This window comes from Polaribacter sp. Asnod6-C07 (assembly GCF_045063625.1).
Classification (GTDB): domain Bacteria; phylum Bacteroidota; class Bacteroidia; order Flavobacteriales; family Flavobacteriaceae; genus Polaribacter; species Polaribacter vadi_A.
In genome coordinates this window covers 1,774,607-1,801,077 of sequence record NZ_JBEFOF010000005.1, presented here as the reverse complement: position 1 = coordinate 1,801,077, position 26,471 = coordinate 1,774,607, and the positions used below count along the sequence as shown (strand labels likewise).

19 protein-coding genes are annotated in these 26,471 nt (G+C 29.5%); 14 read left to right on the top strand and 5 right to left on the bottom strand.

Annotated features, from left to right (window positions below; all coding sequences use genetic code 11):
* From ACJJVK_RS07620 to ACJJVK_RS07600, 5 genes are all read right to left on the bottom strand, one after another.
* Complete coding sequence (locus ACJJVK_RS07620; protein ID WP_405564808.1) at positions 1-2,049, bottom strand: PKD domain-containing protein; 2,049 nt, start codon at positions 2,047-2,049, stop codon at positions 1-3.
* 11 nt (positions 2,050-2,060) lie between these two features.
* Positions 2,061-3,545: a RagB/SusD family nutrient uptake outer membrane protein gene (locus tag ACJJVK_RS07615; protein WP_405564805.1), complete on the bottom strand. Its 1,485-nt coding sequence runs from the start codon at positions 3,543-3,545 to the stop codon at positions 2,061-2,063.
* Between the two features lie 10 nt (positions 3,546-3,555).
* Positions 3,556-6,558, bottom strand: coding sequence for a SusC/RagA family TonB-linked outer membrane protein (locus tag ACJJVK_RS07610; protein WP_405564802.1), 3,003 nt, complete (start codon positions 6,556-6,558; stop codon positions 3,556-3,558).
* A gap of 219 nt (positions 6,559-6,777) precedes the next feature.
* Positions 6,778-9,561 carry a triple tyrosine motif-containing protein gene (locus ACJJVK_RS07605; RefSeq protein ID WP_405564800.1) on the bottom strand — a complete coding sequence of 928 codons (2,784 nt, stop codon included), beginning with the start codon at positions 9,559-9,561 and terminating at the stop codon, positions 6,778-6,780.
* 375 nt (positions 9,562-9,936) lie between these two features.
* Positions 9,937-12,036, bottom strand: a complete 2,100-nt coding sequence (locus tag ACJJVK_RS07600) for a helix-turn-helix domain-containing protein (protein ID WP_405564798.1) — start codon at positions 12,034-12,036, stop codon at positions 9,937-9,939.
* Between the two features lie 234 nt (positions 12,037-12,270).
* Here ACJJVK_RS07600 and ACJJVK_RS07595 point away from each other — a divergent pair, with 234 nt between their 5' ends.
* The 14 genes from ACJJVK_RS07595 to ACJJVK_RS07530 all read left to right on the top strand — a co-directional run bounded on the left by ACJJVK_RS07595 (position 12,271) and on the right by ACJJVK_RS07530 (position 26,383).
* Positions 12,271-12,864 carry an ankyrin repeat domain-containing protein gene (locus ACJJVK_RS07595; protein WP_405564795.1) on the top strand — a complete coding sequence of 198 codons (594 nt, stop codon included), beginning with the start codon at positions 12,271-12,273 and terminating at the stop codon, positions 12,862-12,864.
* A gap of 12 nt (positions 12,865-12,876) precedes the next feature.
* Entirely contained in the window at positions 12,877-13,950 is a 1,074-nt protein-coding gene (locus ACJJVK_RS07590; protein ID WP_405564793.1) for an acyltransferase family protein, read from the top strand.
* A gap of 142 nt (positions 13,951-14,092) precedes the next feature.
* Entirely contained in the window at positions 14,093-14,581 is a 489-nt protein-coding gene (locus ACJJVK_RS07585; RefSeq protein WP_405564790.1) for a thioredoxin family protein, read from the top strand.
* A gap of 55 nt (positions 14,582-14,636) precedes the next feature.
* On the top strand, positions 14,637-15,239 hold the full coding sequence (locus ACJJVK_RS07580) for a hypothetical protein (RefSeq protein WP_405564789.1): 603 nt from the start codon (positions 14,637-14,639) through the stop codon (positions 15,237-15,239).
* A gap of 105 nt (positions 15,240-15,344) precedes the next feature.
* Positions 15,345-16,031 (top strand): DUF4386 domain-containing protein, encoded by a 687-nt coding sequence (locus ACJJVK_RS07575; RefSeq protein ID WP_405564786.1) that lies wholly within the window; start codon positions 15,345-15,347, stop codon positions 16,029-16,031.
* A 182-nt stretch (positions 16,032-16,213) separates the two neighbouring features.
* A complete protein-coding gene (locus tag ACJJVK_RS07570; RefSeq protein ID WP_405564783.1) occupies positions 16,214-16,906 on the top strand; it encodes a DUF6624 domain-containing protein in 693 nt (230 codons plus the stop codon).
* Between the two features lie 27 nt (positions 16,907-16,933).
* A complete protein-coding gene (locus ACJJVK_RS07565) occupies positions 16,934-17,503 on the top strand; it encodes a hypothetical protein (protein ID WP_215993734.1) in 570 nt (189 codons plus the stop codon).
* Between the two features lie 168 nt (positions 17,504-17,671).
* Positions 17,672-19,105 (top strand): amidohydrolase family protein, encoded by a 1,434-nt coding sequence (locus tag ACJJVK_RS07560; RefSeq protein ID WP_405564780.1) that lies wholly within the window; start codon positions 17,672-17,674, stop codon positions 19,103-19,105.
* A 152-nt stretch (positions 19,106-19,257) separates the two neighbouring features.
* Positions 19,258-20,103: an alpha/beta fold hydrolase gene (locus ACJJVK_RS07555; RefSeq protein WP_405564777.1), complete on the top strand. Its 846-nt coding sequence runs from the start codon at positions 19,258-19,260 to the stop codon at positions 20,101-20,103.
* Positions 20,104-20,210: 107 nt separating this feature from the next.
* Entirely contained in the window at positions 20,211-21,185 is a 975-nt protein-coding gene (locus ACJJVK_RS07550; protein ID WP_405564775.1) for a hypothetical protein, read from the top strand.
* Between the two features lie 405 nt (positions 21,186-21,590).
* Positions 21,591-22,676: a sensor histidine kinase gene (locus ACJJVK_RS07545; protein ID WP_405564772.1), complete on the top strand. Its 1,086-nt coding sequence runs from the start codon at positions 21,591-21,593 to the stop codon at positions 22,674-22,676.
* The gene (locus tag ACJJVK_RS07540) at positions 22,663-23,385 is read left to right on the top strand and encodes a LytR/AlgR family response regulator transcription factor (RefSeq protein ID WP_405564769.1); all 723 of its coding nucleotides are present in this window, start codon (positions 22,663-22,665) and stop codon (positions 23,383-23,385) included. Before ACJJVK_RS07545 ends, ACJJVK_RS07540 begins: the two co-directional genes overlap by 14 nt.
* A gap of 117 nt (positions 23,386-23,502) precedes the next feature.
* Positions 23,503-24,117 carry a hypothetical protein gene (locus tag ACJJVK_RS07535; RefSeq protein WP_405564766.1) on the top strand — a complete coding sequence of 205 codons (615 nt, stop codon included), beginning with the start codon at positions 23,503-23,505 and terminating at the stop codon, positions 24,115-24,117.
* Between the two features lie 40 nt (positions 24,118-24,157).
* Positions 24,158-26,383 carry a CocE/NonD family hydrolase gene (locus ACJJVK_RS07530; protein WP_405564761.1) on the top strand — a complete coding sequence of 742 codons (2,226 nt, stop codon included), beginning with the start codon at positions 24,158-24,160 and terminating at the stop codon, positions 26,381-26,383.
* Positions 26,384-26,471: the final 88 nt, after the last annotated feature.

Genomic DNA, 26,471 nt, shown 5'->3' with positions numbered 1-26,471 from the left:
TTAAAATTGTGATATATCATCTAGATAAATAGTGTAGTTAGCAGAACCATCGCCTTCTGTACCATTATCCATAATTAAAACTAAGTTTGTAAAATCTATTGACGTACTTATTCCAGAAAAATCGAACGTTAACTCTTCCCAAGCATTTGCTGTGGTTGTAGTTGCAGTAATTTCTGCTGATGCAATTGTATTTGGCCAAGCTGTAGCATCTTCAAATTTTAGTAGTAAATTTAAACCTGCTCTTGGAGACCAAACCTTTACTTTAACACTTGTACCATTTGTAAAAGTAAATGGAGAAGGCACTGTTATTTTAGAACCTGCCCAAGGTTGACCTGCATTTTTTACCAATTCTGCAACCATAGCAGAAGTGTTACCATTAGTATCTGGATTTGCTATTACAGAAATTGCACCACCATCAAAAGAACTTAATTCAAAATCTGGTTCAAAATCTAAAATAGGTGTAGAAGAAATATCATCTAAATAAATAGTATAATTAGCTGAACCATCTCCTTCTGTACCATTATCCATAATTAAAACTAAATTATTAAAGTCTACAGTAGTACTTATTCCTGAAAAATCGAATGTTAATTCTTCCCAAGCGTTTGCGCCTGTTGTTGTTGCTGTAATTTCTGCTGAAGCAACTGTATTTGGCCAAGGTGTAGCATCTTCAAATTTTAATAATAAATTTAAACCTGCTCTTGGAGACCATACTTTTGCTGTTACTGTTGTATTAGAAACATCGAAAGTAGTAGGAATTGTAATTTTAGATCCTGCCCATGGCTGACCCGCATTTTTTACCAATTCTAAAACTGAAGATGATGTATTACCATTTGTATCTGGGTTTGCTATTACAGAAGCTGCACCACCATCAAAAGAACTTAATTCATAATCTGTCTCAAAAGTAATTGGTGTTACTCCAGAAACTGGTGTTGTACTTTCTTTATAGAAATAAAAGTTATCTACATAAACAACTCCTTCTGTATCTACTGCATCAATTAAAATCTGAGTAATTTTAGTCTTGTTAGCAAGATTTCCACCATCAAAACCAGTCATATCTAAATCTATACTTTGCCAAGAACCACCAACTGTTGCTCCTAAAGATTCTTCATCTTCTCCACCATCTACAGTGTTTACAATTTTTACAATTAACTCGTTTTCTACTCCATCTGGCACCCAATAATCAATATGTAATTTTTCCATAGATGAAACATCTATACCTGCATCATAATTGGTTACCATACCTAAAAAATCTAAGTTTGTTAACAACCAAACATTATTACCATTTATAGTTGTTGCTTCAAAACTTGATAAAGACCAATCTGTAGGTAATTCGTTTAAAGTAACATTTGTATATGCATCACTAAAAATTGAGACTACATCTGCAGCATCTCTACTAGGAGGTGTAATTGCAGCATTTGTTGGTGCTAAGATTTCTGTTACTTCGAAATCTGTTGTAAATTCTGCTGTTTCTGCTGCAGCACCTTTTGCTACTACTTTTACAGCATAAGTACCTGCAGTTGCATATTGATAAGCAATAGCTTCGCCAATATTTGCAGTTGCTACTGGCTGATCTACTCCAGTTTCTCCAGAATAAAACTCGAAAGTAGTTGCAAATTCTGCTGTTGCTGTTACATTTACTTGTTTTGATTTAGAGCTATCATTTTCTAAAGTTACCTCTAAATTTTGTGGAGCTTGAAATGATACTACCAATTCTTGAGTTGCTACTGTTGAATCTCCATTTGTATTATATGCTTCAATTGTAACCTGATAAGTACCTTCTTCATAAGTGTGTTGAACACTTTGCCCAGCTTCCATGCTTTCTGACTCTGCTGTTCCATCTCCAAAAGTAATATCAAAAGAAATTGCTCCATCTGCAGTTGGTGTAATTGTTACTAAACCAGAATTATCTTGTGTTACACTATATGCTGCAGCCACGTTAGCTGGCGCTGCAATATTATCTAAGAAGTCTAAACTTCTATCATCTTCTGTACATGCATTAATCATTAATAATATAATTAATGCTTTGTATATTGTTTTCAGTTTTTTCATACTTCTAAAAATTAATAATTATCATTTTGCGACCAATTTCCTTGAGAAAACTGTATTTCTTCTAAAGGAATAGGAAACACTTCATTTTTACCTGTTGTAAAACCAGGTATCTGAATTCCTCTTCCTGTTCTTACCAAGTCGAAAAATTGATGTCCTTCACCAACTAATTCTACTCTTCTTTCTTTATAGATTGCAGCTGTTAAGTTAGTACCAGTTGTTGTAATGTTATTATCTGAATTACCAAAAGCTCTTTCTCTTACCATATTTAGGTAGATTTTTGCTTTAACATCATCTGAACTCGATTTTCTATTATAAGCTTCTGCAGCCATTAATAAAACATCTGCATAACGAATTGCTCTGTAATTATTAGGATTTGTAAGGTTTAAATCTCCTGCTGCATCTCCACTTCTTTTTCTAGGTAAATACTTTCTATTAAAATAACCTGTATGCTCATAACCTGTTGTAAAAGCAGCTCCTGTTGATGCAGACCAAGCTTCGATATCTAAAATAGCAACCTCTTTACGATTATCTCCAGCTTCAAACTCATCTACAACTTCTTGTGTTGGTACATTGAAACTAAAACCTGATGTAAACAAATCTCCATCATAACCTCTTACTCCTTGAAAACCTACTGCTACATTACCTTCACTACATTGTAAACACTCGAAACCCGCACCTTCTATATCAGTATATTGTACTTCAAAAACTGCTCCTGATCCGTTTTCACCAGCAAATTCGAAAATTGTACTATAATCAGACTCTAAGACATAGCCTCCATTTTGAATTAAGTTTTCTAAAACAGCAGCTGACTCATCAAACTTATCTTGAAATAAATATACTTTACCCAATAAAGCTTGTGCAGAACCTTTTGTTGCTCTACCAGTTTGTGGTGCTGTGTAGTTTAAATTTGCTACTGCATATTCTAAATCTTCTTCTATTAGTGCGTAAACATCCGAAGTTGAAGATCTAGGAATTGTTTTTTCATCACCCAAAACAAAACGTCCTTCTGCTTTAATTGGAATATCTCCAAACCATTTTACCAACTCAAAGTTGTAATAAGCTCTTAAAAAACGCGCTTCTGCAATGATAACTTCTTTGCCTGTAAAATCTGTTTTATCTTGAAATTCTATGATATATGCTGCTCTATTTACACCACCAAACATCCAGCTCCAAAGATTTTGAAGTTGTGCATTAACAGGTGTATGCGTCATATCATCAATTTGTTGATAACCAGGAACGTCTGTTGCACTCTCTCCACCACAAAGTGTGTTGTTAGATGCAATTTCGCCCATTAACACATTGATAAACGTGTACTGTAAAGGATCGTAAGCAGCTACTAATGCATTGTAGTAATCTGTTTCTGAATTGAAAAAAGATTCAGAATCTTCTGCGTAAATTTTAGAATTGTCTAAGTACTCATCTGCACATGCGCTTAAAATGAATAAGCTGGCTATAAAGATGATTCCTAATTTTATTTTATTGTTGTAATTTCTCATCTTTTATTTTTTAAAATGTAACATTTAAACCTATTAAGAACTGTCTTGCTGATGGGTAATTCCCTGAATCAATACCAGCACCTATTGCTCCACCATTTATAGATGGATCGAAACCTGTATACTCTGTTATTGTGAATAAATTATTAATAGAAGTATATAATCTAACTTTAGATAAACCTACTTTTTCTAATAACTCTGGAGCAAAATTGTATCCTAATTGGATGTTTTGCAAACGTAAAAAAGAAGCATCTTCTACAAAGAAATCTGAGAACAACTTATTGTTAGTTGCATCGTTTGTAAGTCTTGGTACAGAATTGCTTGTTCCAGGGCCTGTCCATCTATCTAAGTAGTAAGCAGGTTTGTTAACATTTGGTAAAAAACGTTCGAAATTTCTAACCATATCTTTACCAAGTTCTGCATATAAATAGGTAGTAAAATCCCAATTTTTATAGGTTGCTGAGATGTTAAAGCCCATATAAAAATCGGCTTGTGGATTACCAATATTTACTCTATCATCAAAATCTACAACTCCATCATTATTGGTATCTTTATACCTGATATCTCCAGGAGATGTACTAGAAGCACCTAAACCAGATTGAGAAGGATGAGCATCTACTTCTGCTTGTGTTTGAAAAATACCATCTGTTACTAATCCGTAGAAATAACCTATTGGTTGCCCAACTTCCATTCTTGATGGTGCTAAATTACCAATAGCAAATCCTCCACCCTCTACAAAAGCATCATCTAAAACATCAGTTACATTGTTTTTTACATACGTAACATTATAACCAAAGTTTAAAGTAAGATCGTCTGATGAAATTGCTTTATAGTTAATAGCCAATTCTGCTCCTGTATTTTTAGAAGTACCTGCATTAACTGTTGGATTTGCACCACCTGCTGCACCTGCACCTAATAAACCAGAAACTGGGAAATTTTGAATTAATAAATCTTTTCTTGTTTCCTCGAAATAATCTGCAACAAAAGATAATTTATCATCAAATAAATTAATATCTAAACCAATGTCTAATTTTTCTGCTGTTTCCCAAGTTGCTAGTGGATTTGGCAAACCTCCTTGAGCTGTACCATCTACCAAAGAACCATCAAAAACATAAGTACCTTCTCCATTTAATAAAGATCTGTATAAGTTATCTCCAACTAAATTACCTAGTGTACCATAACTTGCTCTTAATTTTAAGAAAGAAATTGTTTTATTGTCTTTTAAGAAATTTTCATCAGACATTTTCCAACCAGTTGTAACAGACCAAAAGTTATCTACTCTTTGATCTTCTGCAAAAACAGATGCTCCATCTCGTCTAATTAAACCAGAGAATAAGTATTTACCTTTATAATCGTATTGAACTCTACCAAAGTATGATGTTAATCTAACATCGCCATTACCAGTATTGATACTTCTTTGTTCGCTTTGAGAATTGGTTAAACTGATATCAGCAAATTCGTAAGAATTATTAGGAACATCGAATCCTGTTGCATAAATACCATCAAACAAATCGTTTTGAACACTTGTACCTAAAGTAATACTTGTGTTGTGTGTTTCATCAAATGATTTTGTGTACGTTGCAAAAGTTTCCCAAAGCACTCTTGTAGAAGTTGCTTTAAACTGATAAACAGAACTTTGTGTTTGATTATAAACTTTACTAGAACCATAATTTTGAATTGGCGTAAAAGATCTTTGCTTTTCGTTATATATTTTATAACCAACTCTAGAAACTACATTTAAACCTTCTATTGGCTTATATTGTAATTTAAAGTTACCTTCAATTCCATTTCCATTATTTTCGCCATAAGTATTACTTAATAATGATAAAGGATTTACAACCTCTATACCTAAAAAGTTATTGGTATCATCTTCATCTACCCCAAAAGTAGGCGCATAATTTAATCCGTTAAATAATAAAGAACCATCAAACCCTTGAGAAGCACTTGTATAATAGTTTGCTATTAAAGAGAAATTTAATTTTTTACTTATATCTACACCTAAGTTTAGTTTGATATTATTTCTAACAAAATTTGATTTTTCTTTAGCAATAATACCATCTTGTTCTGTACGTGAAGCACTAACAAAATACTTTACATTTTCTCCACCACCAGATAAACTGATGTTATGATTCATTAATAAAGCATTATTAAATAATTGGTCTTGCCAATCTGTACCTGTACCTAATTGACTAACATTACTAAATGGTAATGATTGACCACTAGCAGCATAAGCTTCGTTTAAAACTAAAGCATATTCTGTTGCATTTAAGTAATCTAATCTTTTTGTTGTTTGCTGAATGGCTGCATAAGTATCGTACTTTACAGTAGCTTTTTTGTTTTTACTACCAATTTTAGTAGTTACTAAAACAACACCATTTGCACCTTTTATACCATAAATAGCTGCTTGTGCATCTTTTAATACAGTAATTGATTCGATATCATTTGGGTTTATACTATTTAAATCACCTTCATAACCATCTACAATTGTTAATGGCTGATTATTTGTGTTTGAACTTACACCTCTAATTAAAATATTAACTTTTGCACCTGGAGCACCAGAAGATAAGTTAACAGCAACACCAGAAGTTGTACCTTGTAAAGCTGTTGTGGCATCTATAGGTTTTAAAACCTCTAAAGTTTCTTCACCAACAATAGAAACAGAACCAGTAACATCTTTTCTCTTTTGTCTTCCATAACCAACAACTACAATTTCATCTAAAGCTTCTGCTGACTCTTCTAATGAAATATTAATAACTTGTTGATTTACGATCACTTCTTTTTGGGAGAACCCCAAATAATTAAAGACTAAAGTTGCACCTTCTTTTACATTAGACAGACTAAATTGCCCATCAAAATCAGTTTCAGTTCCAATAGTTGTGCCTTTAATTATTATACTAACTCCTGGCAATAAATCACCAGACTTAGCATCTTTTACAACACCCTTTACATTTATTGTTTGTGCTTTTACACAAAAAGCTACCAGTAAAAGGAGTAACAGTATGACTTTTTTTCTCATCAATTAATATGTTTATAGTTTGTCATAAAATTAAAGTTAAATTTTAGTTAATTCACAAATACAACCACAACAAAAAACATACATCACAAAAAACACAAGTAAATAATACAGAAAACCCAATAAACAGTAGGATTCTATTATGTAATTAATTAACCCAAAACAATACAAAATTATCAATGTTGTGGTATTGTTTGGGTGAAAAACAAAAGTGTTTGGGTATTAAATTTCTAAAATGTAGTTTGTTAAGTTAGAATCATGAGGTAATTCCATCTTTTTTCTTAATCTATATCTTTTAACCTCTACACTTCTAGGAGATATATTTAATAAAGGTGCAATTTCTTTAGAAGATAAATTAAGTCTTAAATATGCACAAAGTCTTAAATCGTTTGGAGTTAAATTAGGGTGCTTATCTTTTACTTTTTTTAAGAATTTTTTATCAGCATTATTAAATGCTTCTTGAAACATTTTCCAATCATCTGTATTATTTAAATTCTTATTAATAATATTTACAACTTTAGTAATACTCTTCTGCCCACCATTAACAAGTTCGGTTTTTATTGTATTTAAAAACTCATTCTTTTTTATGATATTCATTGTAGATGTTGCTAATTCTCTATTTTTACTTTCAATATCACTTCTTAACTTATCGTTATTTAATTTAATAATTTCTTTAGAACTTTCTAATTCTTTTAATTCTGATTCCTTTTTATTTTTTTCTATTAACTCTTCTCTTTGCTTTCTATAGTATCTTTTAGAAAAAACATGCACTAAATACAAAGCAAATAAACAAATAGATACATAAAGCCCAACAAAAGTATTAGAAACATACCAAGGTTTATTAATCTTAAAACTATAACTACTATTATTACTAATTCTACCCCCAATAATTGCCCTAACATTAAATGTATAATCACCAAAAGAAATGTTTTTAAAAGCTATTGAATTAGATGTTGATGGCTGACTCCAATCTTTATTAAAACCCACTAATTTATATTGGTATTTTATATTTTGTGTTTTATTATAATAAGGTACGTTATAGAAAAACTCTAAATTATTATTTACAAAATCGAACTCTTTATTTTTGGTTAAACTTATATTATTCTTAGGTTCATCTGTTTTAAATGAATTAATTTTATTTATATATACATCAAAATCTTTTTCAATGTCTATTTTACTTATATCTACTACAATATAGCCATTGGATGTACCTATTAAGTAATTTTCATTACCTAACTGAATAATATTTTCATATCCAGAAACTGCTTTAGGCATAGTTTCAGAAATATAAATCTTATTGATTATTGGTTTATCATTAAATTTACCTGGACTTAAATACTTTATCTTATCCTCTGAAAAAGTCCACAATTTATTATCACCTGAATTATGAATTAATTTACCTGATATATAAGCATCATTAGACAGAAGTTTACTATAAATACTATCTTTACTAAAAGAGTCAGAAGATTTATCATATTTATATACACCTTTTTTATTAGCGTATAAAACATCACCAAAATAATTAACAATATTTGAATGATTTCCTTTTTCTACTGTAGGTTCTACTTCGAAATTTTCTACTCTATATAAACGATCATCTAAAGTAATTTTAAAAACTCCTTTATACTCGTGATTTACAAATAACCTGTTTTTATCTACTAAAATTAGGCTTTTACTAGAATTATCGAAACCTACAATTTTATTTCTTACTTTCCATAAACCAAATTGTTTCTTTAACACATACAAGCCTTTATAACCACCTTGTAAAATGGTACTTTCATCAATTTTAATTAATTGCCATGTACCTGTATCATTAAATATATTTTTAGCTTTATTTCTATCAACTATGAACGTACCTATATCATGTCCACAAAAGAGTTTATCATCAATTGTATTTAAACTCCAAACTTGTCCTTGGGTATTTTCTATAAATTTAAAAGGTTGATTAGAATTTACATTCCTGTAAAACAAACCTTGATTTGTACCTAAATAAATATATCCTTTATAAATAATCGAAGTATAAATAGTTCCTAAAAAGTCGTTTTTTTCGTTATATATTTTAATTGGAGATGTGTTATTAATACAATTAACACCTTTATCTAAACCCAACCAAAGATTGTTATCATGATCTTCAAAGACATCAAGTACAGTGTTATTTAGTAAACCTACACTTTGATTAATTTGATAATTTAATTCTCCAAATTCATTTATATTGATAATTCCATCAGAAATTGTACCTAATGCAAAACTATTGTCGTGTAATTTCTTGGCACTATAAATCTTCTTTCCTTTAAAAATGAAATCCGAAGGAATTTTCCATTTTTCTACTGCGTTATCATTTAAAAAATAAAAACCATTTTCTTGAGTTAAAAGTAAAATCCTATTATCTCTTTTAAAAATATCAACAATAAAATTTTCTTTTATAAATTTATGATCTGAAACCAGTTTTGGTAATCCATTTTCAATTTTAAATAGACCATTACCACTTTCATGAAAATAAATTACGCCTTCAACTTTAGATAAACTATTTACTCTATTTTTTATATTAATAATTTTAACTACTTTGCTAGATAAGTTATACAAATAAATTCTTTGTAAAGACTTAAACACCATCCATCCATCTAACTCAACTATACTCCAAATTTGCTCATCCTCTATCATTTTAACATTTTGAGCATCAACAATGGATTTGTATTCTAAAACTCCAAAATCATTTTTCTTCCAAAAACCAAACCCCATATAAAAACCCGTAAAAATTTGATTTTTATAAGCTTTTACAGATCTCATTATGGTTTCATTAGGCGTTTCATACAACTGCCAAGTTGCACCATTAAACTCTAATAAACCTTTGTTATTTGCAACATATATAAAGTTATTTTCTGCCTGAGAAATAGACCAATTTTGGTTTTCACCTCCATAATCTTCAGTTTTAAAAGAATTTATTGGCGGTAATTCTTGCGAAAAAACACTACCAATAAAAAACAAAAACGTAAGAAGAATAAGCATTTTGGATTTAAACATAATAACAATAATATAATTTTGTTTGGGCACTAAATTAGAAATAAATAAGTAAAATAGGCAAAAATCAACAAGTATTACATAGTTTGTATAGTTAATTTTTAAAAATAAAAAAACACAAAAAAACCTAAACAACTTAAATGAATGCTATACTACTTAAAAAACGAGTGTTCTCAAACTCAAAAAAAAGGATATAGAAAATTATTTTTTATCTACTTGAAAAAAATCTACCTGAAAATAATTATTAATCATCAACATCAATCTAAGAAGATAAAATAAAAGTAGAATCTTGTTCTCTAGTGATAAAATTTAATTCTAAAAAACATTAAAATCAATGAGTACTGAATTACAAAATCAAAGCTATCAAATAAGTCCGTTTTCTTTTAAAGACTCTTTTAATTGGTTGTGGTTATCCCAAAATCTGTCTCTTATTTTTTGAATTACCTCATCATATTCAGGATGTGTTTGTAGAGACTTTATTAACGGGTCTTTTTCTAGAAATAATAAAACCCAATATTGGTAATTATTTTTGGTTGCAAATAATTTAAATTGTTCAATAGCTAAATCATTTTTACCTTCATGAATGTATTTTGTAGCTAAACTGGCTGATTTATATATAGATAGATCATTCTTACAATAATCATCATAAGTTTTATAAAATTCTAAAGCTTGTTGATGCAGCCCCATTTTATCAAACACCAAACCTATTTTTAAGTTTTCTTGAGGATACATATTAAGTCCATTTTTTTTCCTAATTTTTTGAAATTTATCATAGTAATAAAATGCACTATCATAATTCTCTTGAAAATAGTAAAACTTTGCAACCTCTTGCATCAAATCTAAACGTGTTGTGTCTTTTTTAAACTCTTTCTTTAAAGAATTTGTGGCTTTGTTTAAATCTTGATGCTGTGCATAATCAATAAATACTTTTAAAAACGGAGCGTAATAATTGTTTGGATCTGCTGCTAAAGATAAGTTTATATATTTCTGTGCTTCATTTATAAATCCGTTTTGAATAAGCGCATTACTCAGTGCTAAATACATAAAACCTTTAGCTGTAGCATCATTAGAATCTACATCTAACTGTAAGCCCATTAAAGCATATTTAAGATATTTGCCTGTGTTTGGAATTGCTCTCGAATACAAATCTGCAAGTATTTGCACAACAGAAGATGAATTAGGGTTGTATTCTAACGCCTTTTCTAAATGTGGTATTGCCAATCGAAACTCATTAATATTAATATAATACAATGCTTTTGCGATTAAACTTTTAGAAGATTTGTTATCATAAAGCAATGCTTTATCAGCATAATTATTAATAATTTCTGTGTATTGTTTTTTTCTCTGGTTTATGTCTAAATAATAGTAGGCAATTGCAAGATCTGAGTAAGCCAAAGCAAATTTAGGATCTAGTTCAATCGCTTTTTCAAACAAAGCAATGGCTTCTTTTAAACCTTCTTTGGTTTCTTTTTTTAACGGAACTAAACCTTTTAAATAAAATTCGTAAGCCTCAAGATTTTCAGTTGGTTTTTTATTAATTTGCTGAAATTCTGCAGGAGTAACTTTTGCATGAATTGCATCTACAATTTTTTTGGCAACTGTATTTTGTAGTGAAAATACATCAACAACTTTGTTATTATATTGTTGCGCCCAAATTGGGGTATCTTTAGAAGCATCAATTAATTGAATGTTTAGTAAAACTTGATCGTTAATTCGCTGGCCACTACCTTCTAGTAAATACGCCACATTCAATTCTTCTGCAATCTCTTTTACGGTTTTGTTGGTATTTCTATATTTTTCTACGGATGTTCTACTGATAACTCGTAAATCTTCTATTTTCTGTAAATTATTAAGTGCAGATTCCATAAGTCCATTTACAAAATATAAGTTTGTAGAATCACTGCTCATATTTTTAAAGGGCAAAACAGCAATCGATTTCTTACTCTCGTTGACTTTTATTTCTGAATTTGGAGTTTTATTCTTAAAAAACAGCAAGGTTGCAACAACAATCGTAAAGAAAGCTGCTACAAAAATTGTTGTACGATATTTTTTAAAAAAGGATTCAGTAATATCATCTATAACAATTTCTGACTGATTATCTTCAAACTCAATTTCTGTTTCTTGAACTGGTTTTACTCTATATTCTCCAGGAGATAATCCATATTGTTCTCTAAAACATTTAATAAAATAAGAGTTATTGCTAAAACCAACTTGATAAGAAATTTCTGAAACAGTAAGTTCAGTTTCATCTAACAATTCCTTTCCTTTTTCAAGACGAACTTGACGAATAAATTGACTTGCACTTAACTCAGTTTCCTTTTTTATTTTTCTAAGCAAATTAGATCGACTCATGTGCATAAGCGTAGCTAATTCTGATACTCCAAATTGTTCATTAGAGATATGCTCTAAAACAAACACTTCTGCTTGTTCTATAAATTTTCCTTTTTTTGAGATCTGAGACATGTTGTTTTGTGCTATTCCAAATGTATCAATTTTTATTTTAAACGAAACTGTTTACAATTCTAAATTCTTTAACAAAAACTGTTGTTTGCGTCATAATTTATATAGTTGCGTCATAATTTTCAATCTATCATCAAACTTTACACATTAGGCTTCATAAGGGTTTAAAGGAATTTTGATTCTTGTTGGATATTTGTATCAACAAAAACAAAGTTATTAATCTTTAAAATATTTATTATGAAATTACTTACAATTACATCAATGAGAATAACAATTCAAATCGTATTCTTTATTCTTTTATTAACAAGTTCGTGTGTTCAATCTAACAAAAAGACAGAGACCAACAATTCAGAAGAAACTACAAAAACAGCAACTAAACCAAACATGGATATTCATGCAGCTGTACTAACTGGAAATTTAGAAACAGTGAAACAACATATTGAAGCAGGTACTGATATTAACCAAAAAGAAGCAATGTCTGGTTCTACTCCATTAATGTCTGCAGCTACGTTTAATAAAACAGAAATTGCAAAAGTATTGATTAATGCAAACGCAGATTTAACTATAAAAAATAATGACGGAGGTACAGCTTTGCATACTGCAGCATTTTTTGGACGAATTGAAATTGTACAACTATTGATTGATGCCAAAACTGATAAAACTGTACGTAATAGTTTTGGTGCTACACCTAGAGAAATTGTGATGACTGACTTTACTCAAATGAAACCTATTTACGAAATGCTAATACTGCAATTAAAACCAATGGGCTTTACATTAGATTTAGATGAATTGCAAAAAGCACGTCCTGTTGTAGCAATGATGTTACAATAAACACAAAGTAAGATGACAACAGAAAGAAGATACGATATTGATTGGCTAAGAGTAATTGCAATTGGGTTATTATTGATTTATCATATTGCCATAATATTTCAACCTTGGGCAATGTTTATAGGATTTATACGAAGTGAAGAGACCTTAGAAGGACTTTGGAAACCAATGACAATGCTTAATGTATGGAGAATACCTCTATTGTTTTTTGTTTCTGGAATGGGGTTGTATTTTGCAATGAAAAAAAGAAATTGGAAACAATTACTCTTAGAGAGAGGTAAAAGAATTCTATTACCTTTTGTTTTTGGCTATTTTGCGATAACTCCTTTACACATGTATATTTTTCAGGAGTACTATAATATGCCTTTAAGTTACTTTCCTGATAGTGGTCATTTATGGTTCTTGGGTAACATTTTTGTATATGTACTGTTGTTATCGCCTGTGTTTTTCTATTTAAAAAACAATGAAAACAGAAAATTTAAGAAAGCTATTCAAAAAATGATGAGTTATGCTTTAGGACCATTAGCAATATCTGTTTTTTTTATGTTAGAAGTGAGTTTAGTAAAACCACAATTATTTGAAATGTATGCACAAAACTGGCATGGTTTTTTTATCGGTCTTCTTGCTTTCTTTTTTGGTTATCTCTTTGTCTATGCTGGAACTTTCTTTTGGCAAACAGTTTCTAAATGGAAATGGCTATATATTGGTTTGGCAACGATCCTCTTTTTAATTCGTTTTACAGGATTTGAAACAATTTCAAACATGTATTTAACATCCATAGAATCTAACTCTTGGATATTGGGTGTCTTTGGATTAGGGTATAGCTACCTTAATAAACCAAGTTCTTTATTAAACTACTTGAGTGCAGCTGTTTACCCTGTTTACATTATTCACATGTTTGTTTTATATGCTGGAGCATTATTGATTTTGCACTTAAACCTTAATCCTATGCTACAATTTATTGGAATTACAATCTTCACTTTTATAGTTTGTTTTCTCATCTATGAATTCATTCTAAAAAGAATTGCAGTATTAAGGCCTTTATTTGGGTTAAAATGGAAAGTGGATACGAAAAAAATTCATAACTAAAAAAGGGATAAATATCACTTTCAACCTTCTACTTGCTTAGAAAACTTGTTCCATTTTTAAAAGTAGAACTTTAGAAAAACGAAATCTAATTAATTTTAAAAAGAGAAAATCATCATAGAAGTAATAAATAAAATAACAAAAAATGAAAAACAAAAAAATCGATTCAGATGTTAAGAAATTAAAAAATAAATCTCATCCATTTTGGAGTTTCTTTTGGTTGACATTTCTTGTAGTTTCTCTATGGTATGCATGGTATTCATTCTATGTTCCTTCTAATGATAAGGTTTGGAGTAGTGATATAGAATTATCAAAAGAGATTGCAATCAATTCTAACAAAAATATCCTGATATTCTTTACAGGGAAATGGTGCTCACCTTGTAAAATTATGAAACGTGAAGTTTTTGCAGATAATAAAGTTATGAAAGCTATTGATTCACATGTGGTTCCAGTTGAGATTAATATTGATGACTCGAGTTCTGAAAATATAGTAAAGCATTATAATATTGGTGCAACACCAACAACAATTTTTATTAATCCAGAGGGAAAAGTAATTGATTATGCTGTAGGAAAGGTTGGGAAAACAAAATTCATTGAAATGCTTGAAAAGCAAAAAGGGTTTACAGAGAAGTAAAAAAGAAATAACACAATTTAATTAAAAACATAAATCAATAATAAAAACAATTAAAATGAAAACAATCAAAAAACAAATTTTAGTAAAAATGGCTTGTGTTGCCTTTGCATTATTGTCTAGTATAACATACGCACAAAACACAAATTCAGAAAAAACAACTCAAAGAGAAGGATTTATCTTCGAATTCGTATTAGGTGGAGGTAGTATAAGTTTAGAAGATAGTGCAGGCATTCAAACTTTTGACACATCTCAAGGAACGTTCGTTTTTCCAGATCTAAAGTTAGGTTATATGCTAAATGAAAAATTAGCGATTACCATATCTATGCCTGGAAACATTTATGAATTTCAAGATAATGACAGAAATTTTGGAGGTTTAATTCCATCTTTACAATATTGGGTAAAAGACAAATGGTGGATTCATGGTGGGTTTGGTTTAGCTATAGATTCACCAGCACTTTATGATATCAAGGATGATGTAAATGACGATTGGAACTTTGGTCATGCAGTAATGTTGAGTACAGGTTATGAAATTTACAAAAAGAAAAACTTTGCACTTAATGTTCAGTCTAAATTAGTTTTGGGTCGTGCAAATTTAGATGGTGATGCACATAGAGATGCAGCAATCTTTAATGTAGGTATAGGGTTTAGTTGGTTATAAAAATTTATCTATTTCCATATATTCTATTGTTGTGTGGCATTAGGGCAAAACTGTAACAATTACTCTTTTACAGAGTCATAATTAGTATAAAAAAATAAATAATCTATGATTGCAAATACAAAACAGAAAAATTTAATTAAGACAGCTAGAATAACTGGCTTATGGTATTTAATGATGGCTATTACCGGAATTCTAGGGTTCATGGTCTTTCATTCTCAAATATTTGTGTCTGGTAATCCTGAACAAACGCTAACAAATTTAGTAGAATTAGAATCTACAGCAAGAATTCGATTGCTATTAGAATTTGGTATCGTAATTTCTCAAGCACTTACCGCAGTTTGGTTTTTCAAATTATTTAAAGATAATTATGAATGGGAAGCTTGGACTCTAGGTATATGGGGAATGGTAAATGCTTTAGCCATTATGATAAGTGCAATTTCAATCGCGTCAGCAATAGGTATTGCAAATTCTGATATAAGTGCTATGGAGGACAAAGTTTTATTAATTCAGGTCTTTCAAAATATAATTTCAAATGCTTGGGGCATTGGAGGCCTATTTTTCGGGTTATGGCTATTTCCAATGGGATATATAGTTATCAAATCTAAAAGGTTGCCTGTCTGGTTGGGAAGAATAATTATTTTAGGTGGTATAGGTTATCTAATTTCTACAGTTATACACTACGCAGGAATTGATTTTAGCTACAATAATTTCCTTACTCTACCTGCAACCATTGGAGAATTTTGGATGATTGGTTATTTATTAATTTTTGGCATAAGACCTAGCTATAAGTAAAATTAAATTAAAACGGAACACAACAGTGGCTATAAGTAATTGCTTTTCTCTCCTACTTCTGAAAATCCATAAGGATTTTCAGTTTGGTTTATACTTGCAACGTTAAGTGCTTATCCACGAAACTACTCAAAGCCGAGATCGTTGGCATTAATCAGTAACAAAATTAAAAAAATTATTAACGAATGAAAAATATTTTATTAATCAGTCTACTATTAACCATGGGTTGCTCTAGTAAAACCCAATCAAAAAGAATCTCGACAACATTGGAGAATCAAGAAAATTTGATTGCAGTTCTCGATACAATTTGGAAAACTGAACAGCGACCAATCACCTTAAGAGATTCACTTATGAAAATATATGGAGCTGAATCAGATATAGTTAAGGAACAACAAGCAATCTATAAGAAGAATCATATTTTCAATGAAAGAAAAGTTAAAAATATTCTAGATAAATATGGATGGCCTACGAAAGAAATAGCAGGTGAACAAGGAAATTGGACGATATGCAATGTCATTCAACATGCAGATAATAAAGTTAGAATACAATACCTTCCCATGATGAGACAAGCTGTAAAAGACAAAAAGTTAGAACCACGTTTTTTGGTGAGAGCAGAAGATAGAATTGCAACTGAAAAAGGAGATTTACAAATTTATGGAGGGCAAATGAAATACTACCCAGAAACTAAAAGTTTTAATCTGTGGCCAGTATTTGAACCAGAAAATATAGATAAAAGACGAACTGCAATTGGATTGGATTCAATAGCCATATTTCTGAAAAATCGATTTGATTTTGATTGGAATTTGGAAGAACAAATCAAACGAACTGAAGCATTTAAAAAAAACAAAATAATAAAAATTAAAAACGATAAGCTGTAATTATAATTATCAAAAAAAAACATAATCATGAAAAAAAATTTAATCACATTGACTTTGTGCGCATTAACTTTAATCGCCAAATCTCAAAATACAAGTGTAGAAAAATCTACATTCGGGTTACAAACTGGAGTTTTAGGAATCTGGGCATACAATGAAACAAAACTATCAAACACCATAGCTCTAAGAACAGAAATTGGTTTTGATTTTGGTATATGGGAAACTACTTATTATGATGATTATGATTCTCCTTTTCTACAAACACCTGTTATCGTTTTAGAACCAAGATTCTATTACAACCTCAAAAAACGCTCAGAGAACTTAAAAAGAATTGATGGAAATAGTGGCAATTTTATTGCCTTAAAAATGGGGTATCATCCAGATTGGTTTGTCTTATTCAATAAAGACAATGCACCTGTAGTAAGTGATTTTTCCATTATACCCACTTGGGGAATTAGAAGAAATTTAGGCAAACATTTTAATTATGAAGCTGGTCTTGGAGCAGGATTTAGTTACACATTTGCTAAACGCGCTGGTTATGTAAATAACAAAAGTGAAATGGAATTAAATATGCACTTACGAATAGGATATAGGTTTTAGTATAAATAAAAATCTAGCATAATCATTCATTATAATTTTCAGTTATATGTTTTTCAAATCTAAAGTGGAAAAGGAAAACTATTTATATTCTATAACAATCAGTTAAACTATTCGTTAAAAAGTTCTAATCGTCAATCAAAAAAAAACAAAACAACAACTTATTTCTAAATGAAAATATTAAAACGTCTTTTAAAAATTATTTTCGCTCTCATTGGTGTACTTGTGTTAATTGGAATCATTACACTTTGGGTTGATTCATCAAGAACAAATTATCTTGATATTGATAAGGATGAAGCAACATTCAATAACTCTTACGTAATTACAAATATCAATATAATTCCAATGAACAAAGACACTGTTTTAGTTGATAAAATGGTGTATATAAAAGAAGGGATTATTGAAAAGATTGCTGACAATATTCAGGTTAATGGAATTCAAATTTTTGATGGAGAAAATAGATTTCTAACCCCAGGACTTATAGATATGCATGTACATGTTTGGGATAGATATGAATTGGGATTATACTTATCTAATGGTGTAACTGCAATTAGAAATCTTTGGGGAATGCCTATGCATTTAAGAATTAAAGAAGATGTAATTGAAGAAAATATTTTTTCTCCAACGTTTTTTACGACTGGACCAAAATTAACAGGATCAGAATTTATAGGTGATGACAATTTAAATCTAATGAATGCGAGTGAAGCAAAAGTTAAGGTAATTTCACATAAAGAAAGAGGTTATAATTTCATTAAGACATATTATGGATTGGATAAAGAAATATTTGACGCTGTGATTGAACAAGCCAAAATTTCTGAAATTGACATTGTTGCTCACCCTTCTCAAAAAGTACCATTTTCATATCATTTGAATCCACAAATCAAATCTATTGAACATGCTGAAGAAATTGTACAGCAACCTTTACATTTTGATTTAGATACCATTAAACTACAATCTGTTATTGACTCTATTTCAGGGTCTAAACACACAAGCTATAGTCCTACACTTACTGTATTCAACAATATCTACCAAATGATGATGAATGATGGTATTTTAGATTCAGAATCACTAGAGTATATGAATCCGCTCATTAAAAAAACGGACAGTAAAAAACAGTTTGAACGTTGGTTTAATTCCAAGCAAGAAAATCCATCTACAGTTGAGCGAATAAAAAAACAACATGATTTTCATATGACCATTGTTAAAAAGCTACACGAAGCAGGTGTGCCTATTATTTGTGGAACTGATGGTGGTATTGGAGTTACGCTTCCAGGTTTTTCAATTCATCAAGAATTGGCTTTTTACAAAGATGCAGGACTTTCTAATTATGAAGTATTAAAAACAGCTACTGTAAATGCATCCAAGACACATTCAATAATGAATCAACTTGGAACTATTGAAGAGGGTAAGATTGCTAATTTATTATTGGTGGATGATAATCCACTTGTTAATTTGTCTTCACTTAAAAATCCAACCTATGTTTTTGTTAAGGGCCGAAAATTAGACAGAGAAACTTTGGATTCTTTTAATGAAAAAGCAAAAAATCGAAAGAATCTAATAGCAACTGCTCTTAGGTATTTGGAAAACTTAATCATAGAAAAATAAAACATTTCCTAAAAAATATAAAATCAGAAATATTAATTAATAGAATAGTTTTAATATGAATCGTCTGTTGCAAAACAATAATCTTTCATCATAAAACTCTAGTAGACATTAATAGAAATCATCAATCAAAAAAAAAAAAAAAAGAACACTATATGTTTTTCAAATCAAAAGAAGGAAAAGAAAAAATATTAAATCTATACAATCAAAAATTACAAGAACTGAATATTGAGTATTCTGAAAAAATTGTAGAAACAAAGTTTGGTGTTACAAATGTTATTATTTCTGGTGATAAAAATAACCCACCTTTATTACTGATACATGGCACAGGAGGTTGTGCACCTTTAATTTTAGAATCATTCCCAAATTTAGCGTCAAAATATTGTGTGTATGCTATTGATGTTTTAGCACAACCTAATAAAAGTGCAGGAAATAGATTAGAAATGAAAACGCTAGATTATGGTAAATGGTTGATAGAAATAACGGAGTTACTTCAGTTAAAAGAAGTTACATTGGTTGGTTTTTCTTTTGGCGGTTTTATCTCTTTAAAAGCTTTAGAGTTTAACCAATTACCAATAAAAAAGGCATACTTAATTGCACCTGTATATATTGTAAATGGAAATCCGTTTTTAGGTTTATTTAAAATGTTTATTCCATTAAAGAAGTTTATAAAAACAAATAATGAAACTTATTTAAAAAAAGTAATAAAAGTTCTTTTTAGTGAAGCTGATGATTTTGCTCTTCAGTTTATGGGGATTACTTTTCAAAATTGTAATATGGATTTCTCTCCTTTACCAGTAATTTCAAGTAATTCTGCAAAAAATATAGAAACTCCAATTACAATAATTGCAGCAGATAAAGACATTATGTTTCCAGGTAAAAAAATGATAAAAAGAGCAAAACGTATTTTTACATCATTAGATGAAGTTGTTTTATTAGAAGATTCTAAACATGTACCAAGTACTAGAAATTTTAAAATAATTGAAGACTTAATTTTATAATTAAAATGTTTCGAAAATTTCTATATCAGCATAACAAGAATTAAATACTGATTACAATTAAAATTCAGATAATTTATACATTTTCAAAATCAAATTAAAATAATCAAATGACTGGACTTGATAAAAACATAAAATTTCCGCTTACCAATTATGCTAAACTTTGTTTCTTAAAAAATAGTGTTCAAAATCCAAATAATGTAATAATAGTAGCACTCATTTTCACAATATTTCTAAGTGCCTGTTACACAAAAACAAGTAAAGATTCATTAAATAAAGAAGCAGCTTATTTAGGACAAAAGCCACCAGGTTTAACACCAATTCCATTTGCTCCAGGTCTTGTATCTACAGATTTGTATGAAGTCAATAGTGCATTTACCCCAGATATGAAGGCGTTTTATTTTATTAGAAGAGGAGAAGAGAATAAAAAATCAGCTTTTTATGAATACAAATACAATGAAGTAAATAAAAAATGGGAAAAATCTCAAATAGCATCTCCATGGATAGGAAGGCCAGTAATAGCTCCAGATGGACAAACTATGCATTTAGGAGATGGTTATCTAAAAAGAACTGAATCTGGATGGTCAGAATTACAAAAACTAGCACCTCCTACTGTAAGTAATGATTCTATGTATATTATGAGACTTTCATCTTCTGCAAATGGCACCTATTATTTTGACACCTATAAAGAGAATGATCCAACGTTTCCAATTCGCTTTTCACGTTTGATAGATGGAAAGCATGAAGAACCTATAGCTTTGCCCAAAGCAATAAACACAGGAACTTTTTTAAGCCATCCATTTATAGCTCCAGATGAATCGTACTTATTATTTGATGCTAAAAAGGAAGATGGTTTTGGTGAATCTGATATTTACATCAGTTTTAAACAAAATGATGGTACTTGGGGTAATGCAATTAATCTGGGTGATAAAATAAACACCAAAGCCTGGGAAGCCTCTGCAAGTATAACACCTGATGGTAAATACCTTTTCTTTAGTAGAAATGTAGGTTCAGACGATTTTGAAAATGTAGATGTTTTTTGGGTAGATGCTCAAATCATTGAATCATTAAGGCCTAAGAATTAAATCATTAATGCAATTCTAAATTATAAATGAAATAAATTTATTTACTCAGTTTTCTAATTATGATGAGTTGCTCTAATAAGACCAATTCAAAAAAATTATCTCTACTAAACAGCATCAAAAAAATCTAATTGCTATTCTGTATACCATTTGGGCAACTGAGCAGAATCCTATTAGAACAAGAGACTCATTAATTGCTATTTATGGAGTTGATCATAAGTTAGTAAAACAGAAACAATTAATTATTGAAAAGAATCACGTAATTAATGAGAAAAAAGTAAAAACTTTAAAAATCGTTTTCCTAATTCAATATTTTAAAATGAAATTAATTACGTTTAACACAAAATAGTAGCGTTCATGTACTTCTTTTTTCTATATTAATGGAATATACGTTCCTTTGCTATTCATATGGGTTCACATCTAAAGAATAAAATATCAAAATATCGTTTGTATTGGCTATGTCAATTGATAGGCTGGTGTTTAGTTTCCATTTATTGGGCGTATACAGTGTATACTAGAGATAATTATAGTGTTTTTTACACATTTGTAAATTATACTTTAGATGTTGCAATCGGAATTTTCTTGACTCATATATATAGACTGTATGCTATAAAAGCGAATTGGAGTCTATTACCAATTAAAAAATTGGTAATTCGTGTAATTCCTAGCATACTTTTATTAGCGTTTCTATATGTGCTTTTAAACAATTTAAAATGGTACACTTACTGGACTTTAATAGCAAGTGAGGATAAGAATTTATTTGAAGCTATTATTTATTGGGATCCGATATTGCTTGCTGGATTACGATTAATGTCAATCTGGATTTTAGCGTATCATTTGTATCATTATTATCAAAAAGAAGTAGTCACAGCAAGAGAGAATGCTCAACTTTCTCTAATTGCAAAGCAAGCACAGTTAGATAATTTATCAGCACAATTAAATCCACATTTTTTATTCAATTCCTTAAATTCTATTAAATCTTTAGTGATTGAAAATCCTGATACAGCAAGAAGAGCAATTGATTTATTATCAGATTTATTACGCTCATCACTATATGAAAAAGATAAAGATTTAATTACAATTAAAGAGGAGTTGTCTTTAGTAAAAGATTATATTGAATTAGAAAAGATGCGTTTTGAAGAACGTTTAAAATTAAAAACCAATATTGATGAAGGATTAATTAATTATAAAATCCCGACGTTAAGTATTCAGTTATTGATAGAAAACGCCATTAAACATGGCATCGACTTAAAAGTTGGTGGTGGCGTTGTATTCTTAAAAATCAAAAAGAATAATCGCAATATTCATATTTTAATTGAAAATCCAGGAGTAATTAATCAAAATAAAAGTGTTGGTTTAGGGTTAAAAAACTTAAAAAAACGTCTAGAAATTCAATATAAAAATAAGGCCAGTTTTAGTTTAACCGAGAATGAAAATAACAATGTCTGCGCTGAAATAATAATTCCTATGCATATAGACGATGAAAAGATTTAAAACCATAATTATTGATGATGAACGTTTAGCTAGAGAAGAAGTAAAACGCGCATTACAAAAACACCCTGAATTTGAAATTATAGGGGAAGCAAGTCACGTAGATGAGGCAATAGCTGTAATTGAAGAATTAAAACCAGATCTACTCTTTTTAGATATTCATATGCCTGAAAAATCTGGATTTGATTTATTAGAAGAATTAACCAACGTACCAGACGTGGTTTTTACAACCGCATACGATCAATATGCAGTAAAAGCTTTTGAGATGAATGCATTAGATTATTTAGTAAAACCTTTAAGAGACGAACGTTTTTCTAAAACCATTGAGAAGGTAAAAATAGAATTGTCTAAAAGGGTAAAATTAGAGCCTACAACCTTACCAATGCATCAAAAGATTTTTATAAAAGATGGTGAAAAATGTCATTTTATTCCGTTAACAGATATTCATTTTATTGAATCTTTAGAAAATTACGCACGTCTGTATTTTGGTTCAGATAAAGCGATGATTAAGCGTTCTTTAAATTTATTAGCAGAGAAGTTAGATCCTAAAGTCTTTTTTCGTGTGAATAGAAGTCAAATGATTAACATAAACTACATTAAAGAGATTCACCCTTACTTCAATAATAAATTGCAAATTATATTAACTACAGGAAAAAAAGTAGAAGTATCAAGTAGACAGTCTGTTAGGTTTAAAAATTGGAATAGTTTATAACAGAAAAATCGTTTAGTATTTAACGTTCATTTGCATTTATTTACGTTCCTGTACTTTCCCTTTTAGGATGGAGTTAAACACCTTTACTTTGTGGTATAATTAATTAAAAATCATATTATGAATTATTTTAAAGTAACAACACAAATATCCAAAATCATATATTTAATTATGATTTCAATGATATTGTCTTGTAATCAAGACAAGTCTTTAGAAGCAAAACAACCAACCCTAAAAGATTATTCCCTTGGAGAAAAATGGGTTTGGAAATATAAAGGAGTAACAGATAAAGGAGAAGTGAGATCAGAGGGAGAAGACACAAGAAAAATAGTAAAAATGGACTATGGTTTAGGTATGACAGTCGGAAAAGATACTGTTCCTGTTTCAGAAATTGTGAAGCCAGAAGTAAGTAAAACACCAAGATATAAGTGGCCTTTAAAAGTTGGTGAAAAATGGAAATATGAAAAAAACTGGACAAGTCAAGATGGTACTACAGGAAAACAAAGTCAAGATGTAGAAGTTCTCTCTTTTAAAGAAGAAACTGTAGCAGCTGGCACATTTATGGCGTACACCATACAATACAAAGGAACCGTTTCAAATTCTAGAGGCTACAATGCACAAACGGATGAAGTTTGGTTATATGCTCCAAAAATAAAAAATTTTATAAAAATGTCTCAAACTCAAGATGACTTTTTGTACAATGAAGAATTAATTCATTACTCAAATCCAAAATAGAAAGTAACATCGTTTTTATCAATTTTTCAAATCAAAAAAAATGAAAAAATCATTCCTTTTATTACTTCTATTAGTAATTAGTATTTCTTCTTATACACAAGAGTTGCCTTTTAAGAAGGTAGAAATTTCAGATTCAATAGCGCTTGCAGGTCAAATGCAGCATCTTGCCAAATTATGTGATGTAAAAAATATGTCTGAACTAGATTTATTTAAGTTTCAATTAATTAGAGGTAATTATAAAGAGGCCTTAGTTACTTTCCAAAAAAGAATTAAAAAAACACCAATAAATCAAAGACAATATTTAGATATATACTTGCATTATGTAGAAGCAAAGTTTTCTAAGGACTTTAAAGGTGCGTTTAAAAAATCTTACAGAAAATACGTAAAGAATTCGGATGATATACAAGTGATTAATTTAGACAAAGCATTGATTATTAGAGATCCTACAGATTATTATGTTAGTAATTTTAAGAATACCTATCAAAATATTAAATCTGAAAAGATATCACAATCAACTGCTAAGGATTTAGTCAAAAAATATTTTTTAAGCACCGTATTTTCATCAACAAGAGAACTTTATTTTGATGAAATAAAACAAGATCATAAACATAGGTATACCATAAATGATAGTATAGTAATTCCTATGAAAGATGGTGCAGAAGTTTCAATTGTAGTTGTAAAACGAAAAGTAAAATCGTCAAATAAAAAATCAGCAATATTAGTTTCATCCATATATGCAGGAACCAATGAGGTTAGTGCTATGTTATCAGCATCTAAAGGATATATTGGAGTTATTGCCAATACCAGAGGAAAAAGATTGAGTAAAAGCGAAATAAAACCACTGGAATATGAACATACAGATGTTTATGAAGTAATTGATTGGATTAGTAAACAGTCTTGGTCTAATCAAAAAGTAGCTATGTTTGGTGGTAGTTACAATGGCTTTGCACAATGGGCATCTATGAAACATAAAGTGCATCCAGCATTAAAAACAATTGTTCCAATGGTGGCTATTGCTCCAGGAATTGATTATCCAATGGAAAATAATGTATTACACAATTACTCCTATTCTTGGAATTTTTATGTAACCAACAACAAGTTTTTAGATTTTGGAGCTTCGAATGATTTTAATCGTTGGAATTCCTTAAAAAACAAGTGGTATAAAACCGGAGTTGCATTTAATAAGCTAGATAGTCTAGATGGGCAAGTAAATACATTATGGAATAGATATATGGCACACCCAAGTTATGATGATTTTTGGAAAAAAATGATTCCGTACAAACAAGAATTTGCAAAAATTGACATTCCTATTTTAACCATTACTGGTTATTATGATGACTCTCAAAGAGGAGCAATGTATTATTATAATGAGCATTTCAAATACGCTAAAAACCCCAATCATTATTTATTAGTTGGCCCTTATGACCATTGGACTGCACAATCCAAGCCAGAAGAAAATTTAAGAAATTATAAACTAGATAAAGCTGCTTTAATTAATATTGAAGAAGACCTTCTTTATCAATGGTTTGATTATATTTTAAAAGGAAAAACAAAACCTAGTATTTTAAAAGATAAAGTCAACTTTCAAGTAATGAATACAAATACTTGGATGCACAAACCAACTTTAAGTGCCATGACAAACGATACATTACAGTTTTATTTAAGTTCAGATAAGCAGGGTGATTTTTATGCTTTAAAAACGAAAGCAACTAACTCAGAGGTTTCTATGTCTGTAGATTTTAAAGACCGAAAAAGTATGACTAATACAGACTATTATCCTTGGCCTTTAGAACGTGAACAAATCAACGTAAAAGATGGTTTAACTTTTAAATCCGAAACCTTAACAGAAGATGTTATTATTAATGGTTCATTTCTAGGAAGCTTAGAATTGATAATCAATAAAAAAGATGTTGATTATTCTGTGATCGTATATCAATTAACTCCAGACAATAAATATTTTCATTTAAGTTATTACATTGGTAGAGCAAGTTATGCGAAAGATAGAGAACATAGAAATTTACTTACACCGAATCAAAAGGGACAAATTTCATTCAATAATTCCAAATTAATCAGTAAAAAAATTGAAAAAGGCAGTAAAATAGTTGTTGTAGTTAACGTTAATAAAAACAATAATGCGCAAATTAATTATGGTACTGGAAAAGATGTAAATACAGAAAGTATTAAAGATGCAAAAAGACCTTTACAAATTACCTTTACAGGGAATAGTTGTATCTCTTTCCCTATTTGGAATTCCAAGATGAATTAAAAAGAATCCACTCTAATATAAACAGAAGTTAAAGCTAAGAATAAATAGTATTAGGTGTAACAATTTTCAAATTTAAACTACTAATATT